Genomic DNA, 15,394 nt, shown 5'->3' on the forward strand with positions numbered 1-15,394 from the left:
CAGCTCGAAGTCACGGACGGCGACGGCGCGGAGGATGTCGCAGGCACCCTCCCCGCCCTCGCCGTCCCACCGCCGCGCCTACGGTTGCCGGCGCAGGTCCGCCGTGAAGCTGGCCCACGCGGCGGGAGCGAGCACGAGAAGCGGGCCGTCGGGGCGCTTGGAGTCGCGGACGGCGACGGTGTGGGGGAGGTTGCGGGCGACTTCGACGCACTCGCTGGATGTCGCGCTGTAGCTGGACTTGCAGAAGCGAAACGCAGTCACTTACTCATTTCCTTCGCGATGCTGTCGATGAACTGGATCGAGTCGTAGGGCGACAGGCTCATCCGGGAAGCCTGGTTGAAGAGGCTGACAAATACCTGGCTCTCGTCCGCGTCCTCGACCCAGATGGTGGACCGTGGGGTATCCATGTGCACGACATCCACCGCCTCATCCTCGCCGAATGACAGAACGTTGAAGGGGCCGCCGATGCAGGGATGGCCACCGGCGCGGAACGGCAGTACCTGAATGTGCACATTCGGAAGTTCGGCCAAGCCGCACAGGTGCTCAAGCTGGCGCGCCATCACCGAAGGCCCGCCCATCAGTTGACGGAATGCAGCTTCCCAGATGACAGCATGAATCCGCAGGGGTGCGTCACCGTACAGCCTGGCCTGGCGCTTCGTCCTGCCCGCGACAACGTCCTCGATCCTGTCGATATCGTCCCATGACATGTCAGCCACGCCCATGGCTCGCGTGTACTCAGCAGTCTGGAACAGGCCGGGGATGAGGGCCATCTGCCACTGCCGCACCTTGACAGCGGCATCCTCCATCGCGATGTACTCAACCTGCGTCGCGAGCGTCGGAGTCTCGTTCCACCACCCCTTGACCTTGCGTCTCTCGCGATCGGTCTTCGCCAACTCCAGCAAGTGGGCAAGAATCCTTGGCTCGCTGACTCCGTACAAGGTGCAGAGCGCCGCGATGTCCGGATCCCGCATCGGAACCCACCCGCTCTCCATCTTCACGACCTTCGTCGGAGTCGCGCTGAGCGCTTCAGCCGCCTGGCGCTGAGTCTTGCCCGCCGCGACCCGCAGGCCTTGAAGCTCCCCACCGAGGCGCCGACCGAGAACGGTGGAGACTCGGTTGCCGTTCGCCCTCTTGCCCATTGCCTGCATGCGGACCTCCCGTCCCTGTGAACCCCGCAAGTGTCGCAGCATGCCCAACAATCGCGAGGCCACTAGCTCGTACGGGGAATATATCTCCCAGAGACTTGAGTCCTGGATGCTCGCGGCACTACGTTCGGCGCGTAGCCGCTCGCACAGCGGAGCCGAAACCGGCGGAAGTGCACCGCCCTGCCCCGCGCCGGAACCGGCGCCCCGCAGGCGCGGCATCGCCACCGCCCGCACCCACGGAGGCACGCGCCCATGACCGCAGCCGAACAGATCTCCGTCCCCGAACCCGTCCTCCGCGAGGACGGACTCGACTTCACGCCGACCGCCCGCAGCGTCACCTTCTCCCGGCGCCGTACCGCGCGGCTCGTACGGGAGTGGGGGTATCCGGGGCTGGCCGGCGACGCGGCCTTGCTGGTCAGCGAGTTGGCGACCAACGCGTTACTGCACGGCGCCATCCGGGGGCGGCTCTTCCGCGTGCACCTCACGCTCACCGCGACCGCACTCCGTATCGCGGTCAGTGACCCGCGCGGTGAGCGGCTGCCCGGGCTGCGCGAGGCCGCGGGCGACGAGTGCTACGGGCGGGGGCTGCTGATCGTCGAGCGGATCGCGGACCGCTGGGGCGTCGAGCCGCGCACCGTCGGGAAGACCGTGTTCGCCGAACTCGACCTGCGACAGGGGCCGGACATGCCGAGGGGCCCGCGCGAAGCCGTTCGCGCGGGCCCACCTTGTAGCTGAGTCGGCCTACCGCAACGGGCACTCCAGTCCCGGCATGGCCCGATTCGAAGAACAGCACACCAGAGCCAGAGACAAGAACGAAGGCCGCTCCAGGTAGAACCCGTGTGACACGTCCCCACCCCAACCGATCCGGTCAGAGGCGGAGTTGACCAATATCGCCATGCGCGCACCCTCGCGGTCCGAATCGGAGACGAACCGGGGTGCGTGCTCGGTGAGCCGTTCCCCGAACCATTCCGCTGCCTCCCTCGGCTGCCCCCAGGTTCCGCGTACCAACTCCCGTGGCTTGATGAGCCAGTACGCCGTTTCGAGCGGCGGGAGGTCCACAACGGGAAACTCCGCCTTCACTTCCTTGTACCGCTGAGCCAACTCCGGCTTGCCGTCCGCCGAGGGCGGATCAGGATGAGGAGGCCGTCTCAGGGCCTCATCGTCGAAGCGCTGCTTGGCACCGGTCCATACGTAGCCGTGATAGTGCAACTGCTCCTCCTTTTCCGCGCAGTTGAAGGCGATCTCCGCTCTTCCGGGTGCGCAGAGATCGCCAGCCGGCAGGGGCGGGCCGCTCAGGCCGAGATGGTGAAGCGGGTCGGGTCGACGCCGGCCGCGTTCAGTTCGGCAGTGGTGAACCTCAGCGGCTCCGCACCGGGCCGCTTGCTGTCGCCCAGCGCCCATGCGTCGGGGCCGATCTTCGCCAGCGTGGCGCAGGACTCTCCGTCCGGATGCGTGTTGCCTCCGCACGCCTTGCGGAACGTGACTTCCTCGACGGGCAGGCTGTACAGGTCTGTTTCGGACATGGGTATGCCTTTCTACGCGATCAGCGACGGGTAGATATGCCGACCACCCTCTGCCTGTAACTATTCGGCCCGGTCGGCATGGATTCATCATCGGACTGCCGATGATGAATCTCCAGCTTTATTCGCGTTACCGAATAAAGATCACTGACGGAATGACCAGGCCCATTTGGCCAATAGCACTCGCGCATCGTCCCCGAAGAGGGCATGTGTCTCGACCGGTAAACCGGTCGAGGAGCGAACGAACATCCTTGGGGTTACGAAAGACGGCTGCACCAAGGTCCGTCTCAATGGTCGCCAAGCGGTCGTCGTAAACGGTGAACGTACTCAATGGAGCGTTGCTGAACTTTACCCGCATGGGCAGGACACCAACCCGGATATTTTTTTGCAGGGCGAGCGAGGCCAGCCGGTCGATCTGAATGGCCATCGCGTCCATCGGCAGCAGCGGATATCTGACGGCCTGCTCGGTGAGGAGAAACGTGAAGCGCTTGGCTCGGTCGAACAGCACGGACTGCCGGTTCAGCTTCATACCGATCGCCTTGGCCTGTTGCGCCGGTGGAGCGTGGGCGATGCTCTCCCCGATGTACTCCGGCATGGCCGGCAGGCCCGTGTTCATGGACAGCAGGAAGTGCCGGAACTCACTGGTCGCGGCCTCCAACCCGGCCAGCTCAAGTTGCTTCTTGTCCAGCCCCTTCCGATGCAGAGCTTTCCGGTCCTGCCATTCCGTCTGGGCTATCCGAGCCATGGCCATCACTTCAGCTGCCACGACGGGGGAAGCTCCGATTCCCATCAGGATCTGCTCAACGTCCACCAAGGACGGCCGGATCTTGTTCCCTTCGATCCTGCTGATTTTGGACTGAGAAATATTGCAACGCACAGCAAGCCGGACTCCCGAGAGTCCGGCTTGCTTGCGCAGATGCTTGAGCATGGCCGCCAGTTCCAGACCGGACTGGTCAAGCCGGTCAGGCTCGAAGGCCACCGTTCACGTACTCCTCGAAAGGGACCGACTCGGCTATCGCGACCCGCTGGTATTCGATGAACGAGGAAACATCACCCTCGAACACCTCACGGCTGATCTGGCTCCCGTCCACCTCGTAGTTCATGAGGACGACTTCTGCCTGGTCGAAAATCCAGAAGTCTTGAACCTTGCCGAGGGGATTGGCCCGGTTCGTCACATCGAGAATCCGGATGTCATCCCCCACCCGACTGTGCACCTCGTAGTAACGGGAGAACTCGAATCGCAGGTAGTCGGAGAGCGGCTGCGTGACGATGTGCACCCGCCCGTTTCGCTTCCCCTCGGCGCGCTGACGGGAGACGCGTTCCGTGTACGAGGAAGTCGAGTACGGGGCGATCGGCCGACCCTCACGAAAGGCTGCGAACTCTTCTGCCTCGTGCGCTACGAGGTACTGCGGCAACGCCTCAAGCCGCCATGCCTCTCGCTTGATCTCCGTGAACCGCCGACGCCACTCGTCACCATCCAAGAGCACGTACGGCCTCCTTCAGCACTTCTTCCGGAATCTCTACCAGGGCCTCTCCGGTCGGCGGCACGAACGCCTCGGAGACGCTTCCCTGAACGACCAGTGTGCCGCTCGACGTCCGGTAGACGTTCGGACAGTCCTCGTCGCCGCAGGTGCCATTTCCGTTACCGGTGAGCCGGGTCAGTTCCTCGCGTGCCATAGCTGTCGAGCCCCCTTGCCCTGGCCCCCTGCGGGCCGGTCGCCACGACGCTACGGCGGGGCAGAAGGGACGTCTACGTACAGAGGCACCTTATGCGCGTACTCGCATAAAGATCATGGTGGATGACCTCGTGCGCCTGCGGAGGACATCCGTGATCGGTTACCCCGATTCCAACCACATGCCGATGGGCCCGCGCGAAGCCGTTCGCGCGGGCCCATCTCGTACAGGTACCGAAGTGACTGCTACGCCCAGGTGATCAGGCGCTTCGGCTGTTCCAGGATCGCGGCGACGTCCGCCAGGACCTTGGAGCCGAGCTCGCCGTCGACCAGCCGGTGGTCGAACGACAGGGCCAGCGTGGTGACCTGACGGGGCTTCACCTTGCCCTTGTGGACCCACGGCTGGAGCTTGATCGCACCGACCGCGAGGATCGCGGACTCGCCCGGGTTCAGGATCGGGGTGCCCGTGTCCACGCCGAAGACACCGACGTTGGTGATGGTCACCGTGCCGCCCGCCATCGCGGCGGGTGACGTCTTGCCCTCGCGGGCCGTGGAGACCAGCTCTCCCAGGGACGCGGCCAGTTGCGGGAGCGTCTGCTCGTGCGCGTCCTTGATGTTCGGAACGATCAGTCCGCGCGGGGTCGCGGCGGCGATGCCCAGGTTGACGTAGTGCTTCTGCACGATCTCCTGGTTGGCCTCGTCCCAGGCGGCGTTGACCTCCGGGTTCCGCTTGATCGCGACGAGGAGGGCCTTGGCGATGATCAGGAGCGGGTTGACCCGCACCCCCGCCATGTCCTTGTCCTCCTTGAGCTCCGCGACCAGCTTCATCGTGCGCGTCACGTCGACGGTGACGAACTCGGTGACGTGCGGAGCCGTGAAGGCGCTGCCGACCATGGCCTGGGCGATGGCCTTGCGTACGCCCTTGACCGGGATACGGGTCTCGCGGGCGCCCACCGTGGTGACCACGGCCGGAGCCGGGGTCTCGGGAGCGGCCTCGGCCGCCACCGGAGCGGCGGCGATCGGCGCCGGGGCCTGTGCCGGTACGGGCTTGGCCGCCGCGTGGACGTCCTCGCGGGTGATGATCCCGCCCTCGCCGGTCGGGACGACCGTCGCCAGGTCGATGCCCAGGTCCTTGGCCAGCTTGCGGACCGGCGGCTTGGCCAGCGGCCGGCTCTCCGGGACGACGGCGGCGTGGCCGTTCATCTCGCTCTGGATCGCCGTCGCGGCAGCCGACGCGGCAGCGGCCGTGCCCTTGCGGGCCCGTCGCTTGGTCGAGCTCTCGGCCACGCCGTAGCCGACCAGGACCGGCTGACGGCCCTTGGGGGCCTCCGGCTCCGACGGTTCCGGTTCGACGGCCGGCGCGGGAGCTGCGACCGGGGCCGGGGCCGCGTCACCGCTGCCCGGGGCCACGTCCACCGCGATGATCACCTGGCCGACGTCGACCGTCGTGCCCTCGGGGAAGCGCAGCTCGTGCACCACGCCGTCGAACGGGATCGGCAGCTCCACGGCCGCCTTCGCCGTCTCGACCTCGCACACGACCTGGCCGTCGGTGACGGTGTCGCCGGGCTGGACGTACCACTTGAGGATCTCGGCCTCGGTCAGTCCCTCGCCCACGTCGGGCATCTTGAACTCACGGAAGCGAGCAGCGTTGGAAGTGTCGGTCATCGTTGTCACGTCCCAGTCCTCAGTACGCCAGCGAGCGGTCGACGGCGTCGAGCACGCGGTCGAGACCCGGCAGGTACTCGTCCTCCAGCCGCGCCGGCGGGTACGGGGCGTGGTAGCCGCCGACCCGCAGCACCGGTGCTTCCAGGTGGTAGAAGCAGCGCTCGGTGATCCGGGCGGCGATCTCGGCCCCGGAGCCGTAGAACACCGGCGCCTCGTGGACCACGACGAGCCGGCCGGTCTTCTCGACCGAGGTCTGGATGGCGTCGAAGTCGATCGGGGACATCGAGCGCAGGTCCAGGACCTCGATCGACTTGCCCTCCTCCTGGGCGGCCGCGGCCGCCTCCAGGCAGACCTTCACCATCGGGCCGTACGCGGCGAGCGTGAGATCGGTGCCGGTGCGGGCCACCGAGGCCTTGTGCAGCGGGCCCGGGATGGAGTCGGTCTCGACCTCGCCCTTGTCCCAGTAGCGGCGCTTGGGCTCGAAGAAGATGATCGGGTCGTCGCTCTGGACGGCCTGCTGCATCATCCAGTAGGCGTCGCTCGCGTTCGACGGCGAGACCACCTTCAACCCCGCGACGTGCGCGAACAGGGCCTCCGGCGACTCGCTGTGGTGCTCGACCGCGCCGATGCCGCCGCCGTACGGGATGCGGATGACGACCGGCAGCTTGATCTTGCCGAGCGCACGGGCGTGCATCTTGGCGAGCTGGGTGACGATCTGGTCGTACGCGGGGAAGACGAAGCCGTCGAACTGGATCTCCACGACGGGCCGGTAGCCGCGCAGGGCCAGGCCGATCGCGGTGCCGACGATGCCGGACTCGGCGAGCGGGGTGTCGATCACCCGGTCCTCGCCGAAGTCCTTCTGGAGCCCGTCGGTGATCCGGAAGACGCCGCCGAGCTTGCCGACGTCCTCACCCATGATGAGGACCTTGGGGTCGGTGTCGAGGGCCTTGCGCAGCGACTCGTTGAGAGCCTTCGCAATGGACATCTTTTCCATGGCCATGGCTACTTGCCCTCCTCGGCGGTGTCTGCGAACGATGCCTGGTAGGCGGCGAACTGGGCGCGCTCCTCGTCGACGAGGGGGTTCCCGTCCGCGTAGACGTTGTCGAAGATCGCGATCGGGTCGGGGTCGGGCATCGCCCGTACCGCCTCGCGGACCCGCTTGCCGAGGGCCTCGCTCTCCTCGTCCAGCGCGGTGAAGAACGCCTCGTCGGCGGCGCCCTCCTTCTCCAGGTACGCGCGCAGCCGCAGGATCGGGTCCTTGGCCTCCCAGGCGGCCCGCTCCTCGTCCGCCCGGTACTTCGTCGGGTCGTCGGAGGTGGTGTGCGCGCCCATCCGGTAGGTGAACGCCTCGACGAGGGTGGGGCCTTCGCCCCGGCGGGCCCGCTCCAGCGCCGACCTGGTCACGGCCAGGCAGGCGAGTACGTCGTTGCCGTCGACCCGTACGCCGGGGAAGCCGAAGCCCTGCGCGCGCTGGTAGAGCGGGACGCGGGTCTGCTTCTCGGTCGGCTCGGAGATCGCCCACTGGTTGTTCTGGCAGAAGAAGACGACCGGGGCGTTGTAGACCGCGGAGAAGGTGAAGGACTCGGCGACGTCCCCCTGGCTGGAGGCGCCGTCACCGAAGTACGCGATCACGGCCGAGTCCGCGCCGTCCTTGGCGACGCCCATGGCGTAGCCGGTGGCGTGCAGGGTCTGCGAGCCGATGACGATCGTGTACAGGTGGAAGTTGTTGGTGTTCGGATCCCAGCCGCCGTGGTTCACGCCGCGGAACATTCCGAGCAGATTGGTCGGATCGACCCCCCGGCACCAGGCGACACCGTGCTCCCGGTAGGTCGGGAAGACATAGTCGTCGTCGCGCAGGGCCCGGCCGGAGCCGATCTGGGCGGCCTCCTGGCCGAGCAGCGAGGCCCACAGGCCCAGCTCGCCCTGGCGCTGGAGGGCGGTGGCCTCGGCGTCGAAGCGGCGGGTCAGGACCATGTCCCGGTACAGGCCGCGCAGCTCCTCCGCGGTCAGGTCGATCGAATAGTCCGGATGCTCCAAGCGCTCGCCCTCGGGCGTCAGCAGCTGTACGAGCTCGGGCTCGGAACTCTGTGGCGTCTTCGCGGACGTCTTCGCGGTCGTTTTCACGGCGCTGGTCCGCTTGCTGCTGCGTCGCGGTTTGCGCGCGGCAGTGCTCTCCACGGTCACGTGCGTGCTCCTCCGTCGGTCCGGCCCCCGGGGTCTGCCGGGAAGCCAGTGCGGCTCGCCTGTGTCCGTACCCGTGCACGGGGTGGGTGCCGCTCGGTCCGGGAACAGGCGTGACAGGTGCCCCGGCGAGCGCCCTGCCGAATGCACGTTACCCAGTACGCCGCATAACTGCGAAACCCTATCTGACCTGCGATTTTGCTTGGATTTCCAAGTAAATCGAAAAAGTCGGGAACTCTCGCTGGTCACAGCACTGGTAACAGCCTCGCAGGCCGCCGGAACAACGGCACGTTATCCCGCCGTTCGGCGGCAGGGAAGAGGTGAGTGTGTGAGACTGCGTTTTGTGAGCGAACAAGGAAAAATCACCGTTTTTCTGTTGGACGACCATGAAGTCGTCCGGCGCGGAGTCCATGAATTGCTCTCTTCCGAGGACGACATCGAGGTCGTGGGGGAGGCCGGCACCGCGGCGGACGCGCTGGTCCGTATCCCCGCGACCCGGCCCGATGTGGCGGTGCTCGACGTACGGCTGCCGGACGGCAGCGGGGTGGAGGTCTGCCGGGAGGTCCGCTCGGGGGACGAGAACATCAAGTGCCTGATGCTCACCTCGTACGCCGACGACGAGGCGCTGTTCGACGCGATCATGGCGGGTGCGTCGGGATATGTGCTGAAGGCGATCCGGGGCAACGAACTGCTGAGCGCGGTACGTGACGTGGCGGCCGGGAAGTCGCTGCTGGACCCGGTGGCGACCGCGCGGGTGCTGGAGCGGCTGCGGGACGGCAAGAAGGGCCGGGGCGACGACAAGCTCGCCGGCCTCACCGACCAGGAGCGCAAGATCCTCGACCTGATCGGTGAGGGCATGACGAACCGGGCGATCGGCGAGCGGCTGCACCTGGCCGAGAAGACGATCAAGAACTACGTCTCCAGCCTGCTGTCCAAGCTGGGCATGGAACGGCGCTCGCAGGCCGCCGCGTACGTGGCCAGGCTCCAGGCGGAGAAGCGCTGACGAACGCGGAGAAGCGCTCGGGAGCGCGGGGAGCGCGGGGAGCCCGGGGAAGCGCTGGGAGCGCGGGGAGCGCGGGGAGCCCGGGGAAGCGCTGGGAGCGCGGGGAGCCCGGGGAAGCGCTGGGAAGCGCCGGAAAGCCGGTGATCTTCGGGACTTTGGTCCCGGATCAACCGGGGCCGCAGCCTCTTTCTGCGGCTTCCCCGGTGGCGGAGAGTGGAGGTCATGTCCTCCGAGGAACTCCAGGCCATCGAACTGCTCGGCCGCGTCCGGTACGGCCGGCTGGCGACCAGCATGCGGGCCCTTCCCTTCCTGTCGGTGGCCCGGCACGTCGTGATCGACGGGCATGTGGTCCTGCGGATGCACAGCGGTTTCGGCTATCACAACGCGTGCGACGGCACGGTCGTGGCGTACGGCGCGGACAACTTCGACACCGCCGCCCAGGGGGGCGACAACGGCCTGTGGGCCGTGCAGTTCACCGGCACCGCCGAGATCGTGCGCCCCTCGGCCGACCGGCGCGAACTGTTCGGCGACGGTCCCGCCCGGGTGAACGGGGAGCCCTTCGACCCGGCGTACCTCAGGATCGAGCCGCACTTCGTCTCTGTGCACACTCTGGACTTCAACGCAAGTCAGACGATCGGCCACACAGCGTGATCTAACATCTGGTGAGTGCCGCGCTCATTTGTCACCCTTCCGTCCGCTTCGTCGGCCGGCGGGGTCCTGTTCCCTTCCGTGCCCGCCCCGCCCGTGTCCCCGGTGGACCGGGCGATGTTCCCCTCCGCACCACCGCCGCCCGTGTCCCCGGTCGACCGGTCCCGCTTCCCGTCCGTGCCACGGCAGCCGCCGGCACCTCCCGTGCCCCCGGTGCCGCCGGTGAACGAGGTACTGCGCCGCTACCCGGACGCCGGTGAACCCCTGAGCTGCAAGCCCATCACCAAGGGGCTGCTCAACCACGGCTACCGCGTCTCCACCACCCGCGGCTCGTACTTCCTCAAGCACCACCTCGACGACTCCACCGGTGACCGCGCCACGATCGTCCGCCAGCACCGCGCCACCCAGCGGCTCCAGTCGCTGGGCGTGCCCGTCGCCCCGCCCGTGCAGGACACCGAAGGCGACACGGTCACGGAGATCGGCGGCCGGTGCTACGCCCTGCACCCCTGGGTGGACGGGCTGCACCGGGCGGGCGCCCAGCTCACCACCGCCCAGTCGGAGCGGCTCGGGGCGCTGCTCGGGACGGTGCACACCGGGCTCGAACAGGTCATGGGCCCGTGCACCGGACCCGCGCACCGCTCCTGCGGATACCGGAGCGCCGATCCCGGCGACACCTTCGCGCTCATCGACGACCTGCTGACGGCCACGCGCCGGCGCCGCCCCCGGGACTGCTTCGACGAGCTGGCCGAGCACCGCCTGCTGGAGCGGCGCACTCTGCTGGAACGTCACGCCGACCGCAGGCCCCCCACCCCCGGCGCCCCGGCCACCGGCTGGGTGCACGGCGACTTCCACCCGCTGAACGTCCTGTACCGGGGCACCGACCCGGTCGCGATCCTCGACTGGGACCGGCTGGGGGTCCAGCCGAGGGCGGAGGAGGCGGTACGGGCCGCGGCGATCTTCTTCGTGCTGCCGGCCGGGAAGCTGGAACTGGAAAAGGTACGGGCGTACGCGCGGGCCTACCGGCTGGCGGCCGGGGCCGGGGCCGCCGAACTGGCCGCCGCGGTGCACCGGGTGTGGTGGGAGCGGCTCAACGACTTCTGGATACTGCGCTGGCGGTACTGCCTGGACGACCGAAGGGCCGACCCGCAGTTCCCTGCGGTGTCGGCCCTGGCGGTCTGGTGGACGCGCGAGTACGAGACGGTGCGCGAGGCGTTCACGGGGTGAGTGCTTCCGTGAACGCCCGGGTCAGCGGGTGTTCACGGGGTGGCGCCCGTACCGGCCGCCGCGGACGCGCCTGCCGCCGCGGACGTACCGGTGGTGGCACCGCCGTCGGCCGTGCCGGTGCCACCGTCGGCCGTGCCGGTGCCGCCGTCGGCCGTGCCCGTACCGCCGTCCTCGTTACCCGTGCCGCCGTCCTCGTTACCCGTGCCGCCGTCCTCCGTGCCCGTGCCTCCGTCCTCCGTGCCTCCGGTGGCCGGGGTGGACGGCTGGTTCGACGGCGGTACGGAGGGCTGGGTCGGGGTGGTCGACGGGGAGTAGGTCCGCGGGGGCGGGGTGTCCTGCTGATTGCCGGTGGAGTTCCCCGGCAATTCGGTCTTCTGGCTCTCGTCGTCGGTCGGCCCGGACGAACTCTTCTCCGGGGTCGGCGAACTGGAGACCTTGTCGGGCTTCTTCTCGTGCTTCGCCCCGGTGTCGTTCGCGGCGTTGACCGCGATGGCGACGCCCGCACCGATCGCGATCAGCGCGAGCACGACGAACAGCCACAGCTTGCCGCGGCCGCCACCGCCGTTGTGCCCGCCCTCGTAACCGCCGTCGTCGGGGTTCATCGGCGGCAGGATCGGGCCCTGCGAGGTGTCCCCGTGCGGCGGGTGGCCCATCGCCATCGTGCCGCCGGCCATGCCCATGGCCGGGGTGTGCCCGCCTTCGTGCATCGCGACCGGGCCGGTGTTCCACGTACCCGTGTGGCCGCCCTGCACCTGAAGCATCTGGAGGCTGTACTGGACCAGGCCGCGCATCTCCTCGGCGCTCTGGAACCGGTCGTCCGGGTCCTTCGCGAGGGAACGCATGACCAGCCCGTCCAGCTCCGGCGGCACCGCGCCCAGGACCTCGGACGGCGGGACCGGAATGTCCTGGACGTGCTGGTACACGACGGAGAGCGGCGTCTCACCCGTGAACGGGGGCCGCATGGCCAGGAGTTCGTACAACAGGCAGCCGGTGGCGTACAGGTCGGAGCGGTGGTCGACGGCCTTGCCGAGCGCCTGCTCCGGGGAGAGGTACTGCGGTGTGCCCATGACCATGCCGGTCTGCGTCATCGTCGACTGCGCGCCGTGCAGCGCACGGGCGATGCCGAAGTCCATCACCTTGACCGCACCGGAGTTGGTGATGATCACGTTGGCCGGCTTGATGTCGCGGTGCACGATGCCGTGCTGGTGCGAGTACGCGAGCGCTTCCAGCACGCCCGAGACGATGATCAGCGCCTGCTCGGGCGGCGGCGCCTCGGCGCTGATCAGCAGGTCGCGGATGGTCCGCCCCTCGACCAGCTCCATCACGATGTAGGGGACGGTCGCCCCGCCCACGACGTCCTCGCCGGAGTCGTACACGGCGACGATCGCGTGGTGGTTGAGCCCGGCGACCGACTGCGCCTCGCGCGTGAACCGGGCCTTGGAGACGGGATCCTCGGCGAGGTCGGAACGCAGGAGCTTCACCGCGACGGTACGTCCGAGCCGGACGTCCTCGGCCGCGAAAACCTCCGCCATGCCGCCCCGGCCGAGGCGGTGGGTCATCCGGTAACGTCCGTCACCGACAACACCGCCGATGCCCCAGGAGTCGGTGCCATCCGAAACTCCGCCGCCGTTTGCTTCGGAATCGGGTGCCATCAGTCCTCGCCGTCGTATCTGTCCGCGCGTCCGCGGGTTCTCACGGTGTCTAGCTGCATTGCCACGTCACGCTACAGCCTCATCCGGACACACCGTTTCCGAGAGGGACCGGTTATCCAACCGCCCGGCGTGCCGTCCACGCAAATTTCATGCGGGTCCTGTAACGCTTCCGAGACGCTTCTTGTGCGTAGGGTCACGGAACGGGCACCTGGCTTGACGTGTCGTACCCCTCGGGCAGACTTGGCGCGTAATGGATGATCGCGTGAGTCGCGCGCCGAGGGGGAGCAAGTCATGAGCCAGGACGGCGCACACGGCGCTCAGGGTCGCTATGCGGGCGGTTCGGTCGCCGGCGGCCGCTACCAGCTTCGCGACCTGCTCGGCGAGGGCGGGATGGCGTCCGTATACCTGGCGTACGACACCGCCCTGGACCGCCAGGTCGCGATCAAGACACTCCACACGGAGCTGGGGCGCGAGCAGTCCTTCCGCGAGCGGTTCCGGCGCGAGGCGCAGGCCGTCGCCAAACTCCAGCACACCAACATCGTCTCGGTCTTCGACACCGGCGAGGACGAGCTCGGCGGCGCGCTGATGCCGTACATCGTCATGGAGTACGTGGAGGGGCAGCCGCTCGGCTCCGTGCTCCAGGCCGACATCCAGAACCACGGCGCGATGCCGGCCGACCGGGCGCTGAAGGTGACGTCCGACGTGCTGGCCGCGCTGGACACCAGCCACGAAATGGGCCTGGTCCACCGCGACATCAAGCCCGGCAACGTGATGATGACCAAGCGCGGCATCGTGAAGGTCATGGACTTCGGCATCGCCCGCGCCATGCAGTCGGGCGTCACGTCGATGACGCAGACCGGCATGGTCGTCGGCACCCCGCAGTACCTCTCCCCCGAGCAGGCCCTCGGCCGCGGCGTGGACGCCCGCTCCGACCTGTACTCGGTCGGCATCATGCTCTTCCAGCTGCTGACCGGGCGGATCCCGTTCGACGCGGACTCCCCGCTGGCCATCGCGTACGCGCACGTCCAGGAGGAGCCGGTCGCGCCCTCCACCATCAACCGGTCGATCACCCCGGCGATGGACGCGCTGGTCGCCCGCGCGCTGAAGAAGAACCCGAACGAGCGCTTCCCGAGCGCGGCGGCGATGCAGGACGAGATCGCCCGCGTGCTGGCCGCGAGCGGCTCCACGGGCGCGCCGGTGATCGTCGCGGGCGGCGGCGCCCCGGCGAACAGCGGCTCGGGCGTCGGCTCGGCGGTCTTCCCGCCGGTCGACCAGTCCGGCGGCATGCCCCAGAGCGTCCAGACGCCGTACCAGCCGGGCCCGTACCAGTCGGGCGCCCAGCCGGGCCCGTACGGCACGCCGACCCCGGCCCCCACCCCCGCCCCGTCGTACGGCTACCCGCAGTCGGCCCAGCCGTACCAGAGCCAGGTCCCGGCCCAGCAGACCCCGCCGCCCTACACGGTCTCCCCGCAGACGCACGCCGGCTCGGGCGGGGGCGGCTCCAAGCGGAACATGCCGGTCATCGTGGGCTCCATCGTGGTCGCCCTGATCGCGATAGGCGGACTGATCACGGTCCTCTCCCTGAAGGACTCGGGCGAGAAGGACGATCCCACGGCTGGCCAGTCCCCCTCCGGCGAGCACAAGGATCCGGAGCGGAACCGGACGATGGACACCGAGAAGTGCACGGACGCGCTGGAGGACAGCGACGACCCGAACAAGGTCGACGCCCCCAGCTTCCTCTACAAGGACGTCCTCTCCGCACGAGCCTGCATGGACGCGGCGGGCTGGACCGTCAAGCTGATCAAGGTGCCGGGTAACACCTACGCCGAGGACCAGGTCATCGACCAGTTCCCGACCTCCGGCACCGCCGTCCCGAAGACGGGTGCCCACTTCGAGCTGCGCATCGCCACGGGCGACCCGGCCTGATCCAGGGCCGGCACCAGGGGCAAGGCCCGGCTCGTACGAGGGGCAAGTTCCGCTTGTGCGGGTGCGGGCCGGGCTCGTTCGGGTGGGCCGGGCTCGTGCGGGTGCGGGTCGGGCTCGTGCGGGTGGGTCGGGCTTGTGCTGGTGTGGGTCGGGCTCGTGCGGGTGGGCCGGGCTTGTGCGGGTGAGGCCCGCGCCCTGGGGTTCTGCGCATCCGAGATGCCGGACATACCGCCACATGTGACGCTTTGCCCATGTCTCCAGGACTTCTGTCTTCACACCCCACGAGGTGCGTGGCCTGCCTGGTACTGACGGCAGGCGCGGCGTTGGGGGCCGCGGCGGGCGAGGTGCAGGCCGGGCAGCGTGCGTCCGGTGGGGCGGTGGGACAGTTCAGCACCCCGGTGGTGCCGCCCGCACACACCTCGGGAAGGCTCTCCATACGGGGTTCCGGCGCCCCGGGTGCCGTTCCGTCGGCCGAGAAATCAGCCCGCCCTTCGGCCACGCCCTCGACCATACCGACGGCCGTTCCCCCGGACGGCGGACCGGCCGCGCCTCCGGGATCTCCGCGGCCGTCCGCCCCGGCCTCCGGCTCTCCCGCCGACTCCGGGTCCGAACGCGACTCCGCGGCGGCTTCTTCCAGCCCGGCCCCGTCCGACGGCTCAGGGGCCGGCTCCGGGGTCGACTCCGGGTCCGGCTCCGGGTCCGGCTCCGGCTCGGACGAGGAGCCGCCGCCTGCCGATGCGCAGTCCCCGCTGGCCGG

Annotated in this window: 15 protein-coding genes and 1 pseudogene; 5 read left to right on the top strand and 11 right to left on the bottom strand. The window is 68.8% G+C overall.

Annotated features, from left to right (window positions below; genetic code table 11):
* Nucleotides 1-78: 78 nt before the first annotated feature.
* Together ACFVH0_RS19755 and ACFVH0_RS19760 are read right to left on the bottom strand one after the other, a co-directional pair.
* Nucleotides 79-261, bottom strand: coding sequence for a DUF397 domain-containing protein (locus ACFVH0_RS19755; RefSeq protein ID WP_385821810.1), 183 nt, complete (start codon nt 259-261; stop codon nt 79-81).
* Nucleotides 258-1,148, bottom strand: coding sequence for a helix-turn-helix transcriptional regulator (locus ACFVH0_RS19760; protein WP_361998329.1), 891 nt, complete (start codon nt 1,146-1,148; stop codon nt 258-260). Before ACFVH0_RS19760 ends, ACFVH0_RS19755 begins: the two co-directional genes overlap by 4 nt.
* 249 nt (nt 1,149-1,397) lie before the next feature.
* Between ACFVH0_RS19760 and ACFVH0_RS19765 the strand changes: the two genes are divergently transcribed.
* Entirely contained in the window at nt 1,398-1,880 is a 483-nt protein-coding gene (locus tag ACFVH0_RS19765; protein WP_385821812.1) for an ATP-binding protein, read from the top strand.
* A 6-nt stretch (nt 1,881-1,886) separates the two neighbouring features.
* On the opposite strand, the gene ACFVH0_RS19770 is transcribed toward ACFVH0_RS19765, so the two are convergent.
* The 8 genes and pseudogenes from ACFVH0_RS19770 to pdhA all read right to left on the bottom strand — a co-directional run bounded on the left by ACFVH0_RS19770 (nt 1,887) and on the right by pdhA (nt 8,187).
* Entirely contained in the window at nt 1,887-2,354 is a 468-nt protein-coding gene (locus ACFVH0_RS19770) for a hypothetical protein (protein WP_385698498.1), read from the bottom strand.
* Between the two features lie 83 nt (nt 2,355-2,437).
* On the bottom strand, nt 2,438-2,668 hold the full coding sequence (locus ACFVH0_RS19775; RefSeq protein WP_266689883.1) for a DUF397 domain-containing protein: 231 nt from the start codon (nt 2,666-2,668) through the stop codon (nt 2,438-2,440).
* Between the two features lie 141 nt (nt 2,669-2,809).
* Nucleotides 2,810-3,644 (bottom strand): annotated as a pseudogene (locus ACFVH0_RS19780) (Scr1 family TA system antitoxin-like transcriptional regulator).
* Nucleotides 3,628-4,152, bottom strand: coding sequence for a DUF6879 family protein (locus ACFVH0_RS19785; RefSeq protein WP_266689881.1), 525 nt, complete (start codon nt 4,150-4,152; stop codon nt 3,628-3,630). The pseudogene ACFVH0_RS19780 and the gene ACFVH0_RS19785 overlap by 17 nt, the downstream one beginning before the upstream one ends.
* A complete protein-coding gene (locus tag ACFVH0_RS19790; protein ID WP_266689880.1) occupies nt 4,136-4,342 on the bottom strand; it encodes a hypothetical protein in 207 nt (68 codons plus the stop codon). The genes ACFVH0_RS19785 and ACFVH0_RS19790 overlap by 17 nt, the downstream gene beginning before the upstream one ends.
* A gap of 242 nt (nt 4,343-4,584) precedes the next feature.
* Nucleotides 4,585-6,012 (bottom strand): dihydrolipoamide acetyltransferase family protein, encoded by a 1,428-nt coding sequence (locus ACFVH0_RS19795; RefSeq protein WP_385821814.1) that lies wholly within the window; start codon nt 6,010-6,012, stop codon nt 4,585-4,587.
* A 10-nt stretch (nt 6,013-6,022) separates the two neighbouring features.
* Entirely contained in the window at nt 6,023-7,003 is a 981-nt protein-coding gene (locus ACFVH0_RS19800) for an alpha-ketoacid dehydrogenase subunit beta (protein WP_093548005.1), read from the bottom strand.
* Nucleotides 7,004-7,005: 2 nt separating this feature from the next.
* Nucleotides 7,006-8,187, bottom strand: coding sequence for a pyruvate dehydrogenase (acetyl-transferring) E1 component subunit alpha (gene pdhA, locus ACFVH0_RS19805; RefSeq protein ID WP_266914626.1), 1,182 nt, complete (start codon nt 8,185-8,187; stop codon nt 7,006-7,008).
* 340 nt (nt 8,188-8,527) lie between these two features.
* Here pdhA and ACFVH0_RS19810 point away from each other — a divergent pair, with 340 nt between their 5' ends.
* From ACFVH0_RS19810 to ACFVH0_RS19820, 3 genes are all read left to right on the top strand, one after another.
* Nucleotides 8,528-9,187 (top strand): response regulator, encoded by a 660-nt coding sequence (locus tag ACFVH0_RS19810; protein ID WP_385821974.1) that lies wholly within the window; start codon nt 8,528-8,530, stop codon nt 9,185-9,187.
* A 222-nt stretch (nt 9,188-9,409) separates the two neighbouring features.
* On the top strand, nt 9,410-9,838 hold the full coding sequence (locus ACFVH0_RS19815; protein ID WP_385821818.1) for a pyridoxamine 5'-phosphate oxidase family protein: 429 nt from the start codon (nt 9,410-9,412) through the stop codon (nt 9,836-9,838).
* Nucleotides 9,839-10,057: 219 nt separating this feature from the next.
* Nucleotides 10,058-11,059 carry a phosphotransferase gene (locus ACFVH0_RS19820; protein WP_385821820.1) on the top strand — a complete coding sequence of 334 codons (1,002 nt, stop codon included), beginning with the start codon at nt 10,058-10,060 and terminating at the stop codon, nt 11,057-11,059.
* A 32-nt stretch (nt 11,060-11,091) separates the two neighbouring features.
* On the opposite strand, the gene ACFVH0_RS19825 is transcribed toward ACFVH0_RS19820, so the two are convergent.
* The gene (locus ACFVH0_RS19825; RefSeq protein WP_385821822.1) at nt 11,092-12,711 is read right to left on the bottom strand and encodes a protein kinase; all 1,620 of its coding nucleotides are present in this window, start codon (nt 12,709-12,711) and stop codon (nt 11,092-11,094) included.
* A 291-nt stretch (nt 12,712-13,002) separates the two neighbouring features.
* Between ACFVH0_RS19825 and ACFVH0_RS19830 the strand changes: the two genes are divergently transcribed.
* Nucleotides 13,003-14,637: a protein kinase gene (locus ACFVH0_RS19830; RefSeq protein WP_385821824.1), complete on the top strand. Its 1,635-nt coding sequence runs from the start codon at nt 13,003-13,005 to the stop codon at nt 14,635-14,637.
* The last annotated feature ends 757 nt before the right edge of the window (nt 14,638-15,394 follow it).

It is taken from the genome of Streptomyces sp. NPDC127117 (assembly GCF_042677325.1).
Classification (GTDB): Bacteria; Actinomycetota; Actinomycetes; order Streptomycetales; family Streptomycetaceae; genus Streptomyces.

Excerpts from the sequence above, each read along its gene's own strand:
- ACFVH0_RS19765 (WP_385821812.1), top strand. The coding sequence starts at position 1,398 with ATGACCGCAGCCGAACAGATCTCCGTCCCCGAACCCGTCCTCCGCGAG.
- ACFVH0_RS19825 (WP_385821822.1), bottom strand. The coding sequence starts at position 12,711 with ATGGCACCCGATTCCGAAGCAAACGGCGGCGGAGTTTCGGATGGCACC.
- ACFVH0_RS19830 (WP_385821824.1), top strand. The coding sequence starts at position 13,003 with ATGAGCCAGGACGGCGCACACGGCGCTCAGGGTCGCTATGCGGGCGGT.
- ACFVH0_RS19775 (WP_266689883.1), bottom strand. The coding sequence starts at position 2,668 with ATGTCCGAAACAGACCTGTACAGCCTGCCCGTCGAGGAAGTCACGTTC.
- ACFVH0_RS19800 (WP_093548005.1), bottom strand. The coding sequence starts at position 7,003 with ATGGCCATGGAAAAGATGTCCATTGCGAAGGCTCTCAACGAGTCGCTG.
- ACFVH0_RS19760 (WP_361998329.1), bottom strand. The coding sequence starts at position 1,148 with ATGCAGGCAATGGGCAAGAGGGCGAACGGCAACCGAGTCTCCACCGTT.
- ACFVH0_RS19790 (WP_266689880.1), bottom strand. The coding sequence starts at position 4,342 with ATGGCACGCGAGGAACTGACCCGGCTCACCGGTAACGGAAATGGCACC.
- ACFVH0_RS19815 (WP_385821818.1), top strand. The coding sequence starts at position 9,410 with ATGTCCTCCGAGGAACTCCAGGCCATCGAACTGCTCGGCCGCGTCCGG.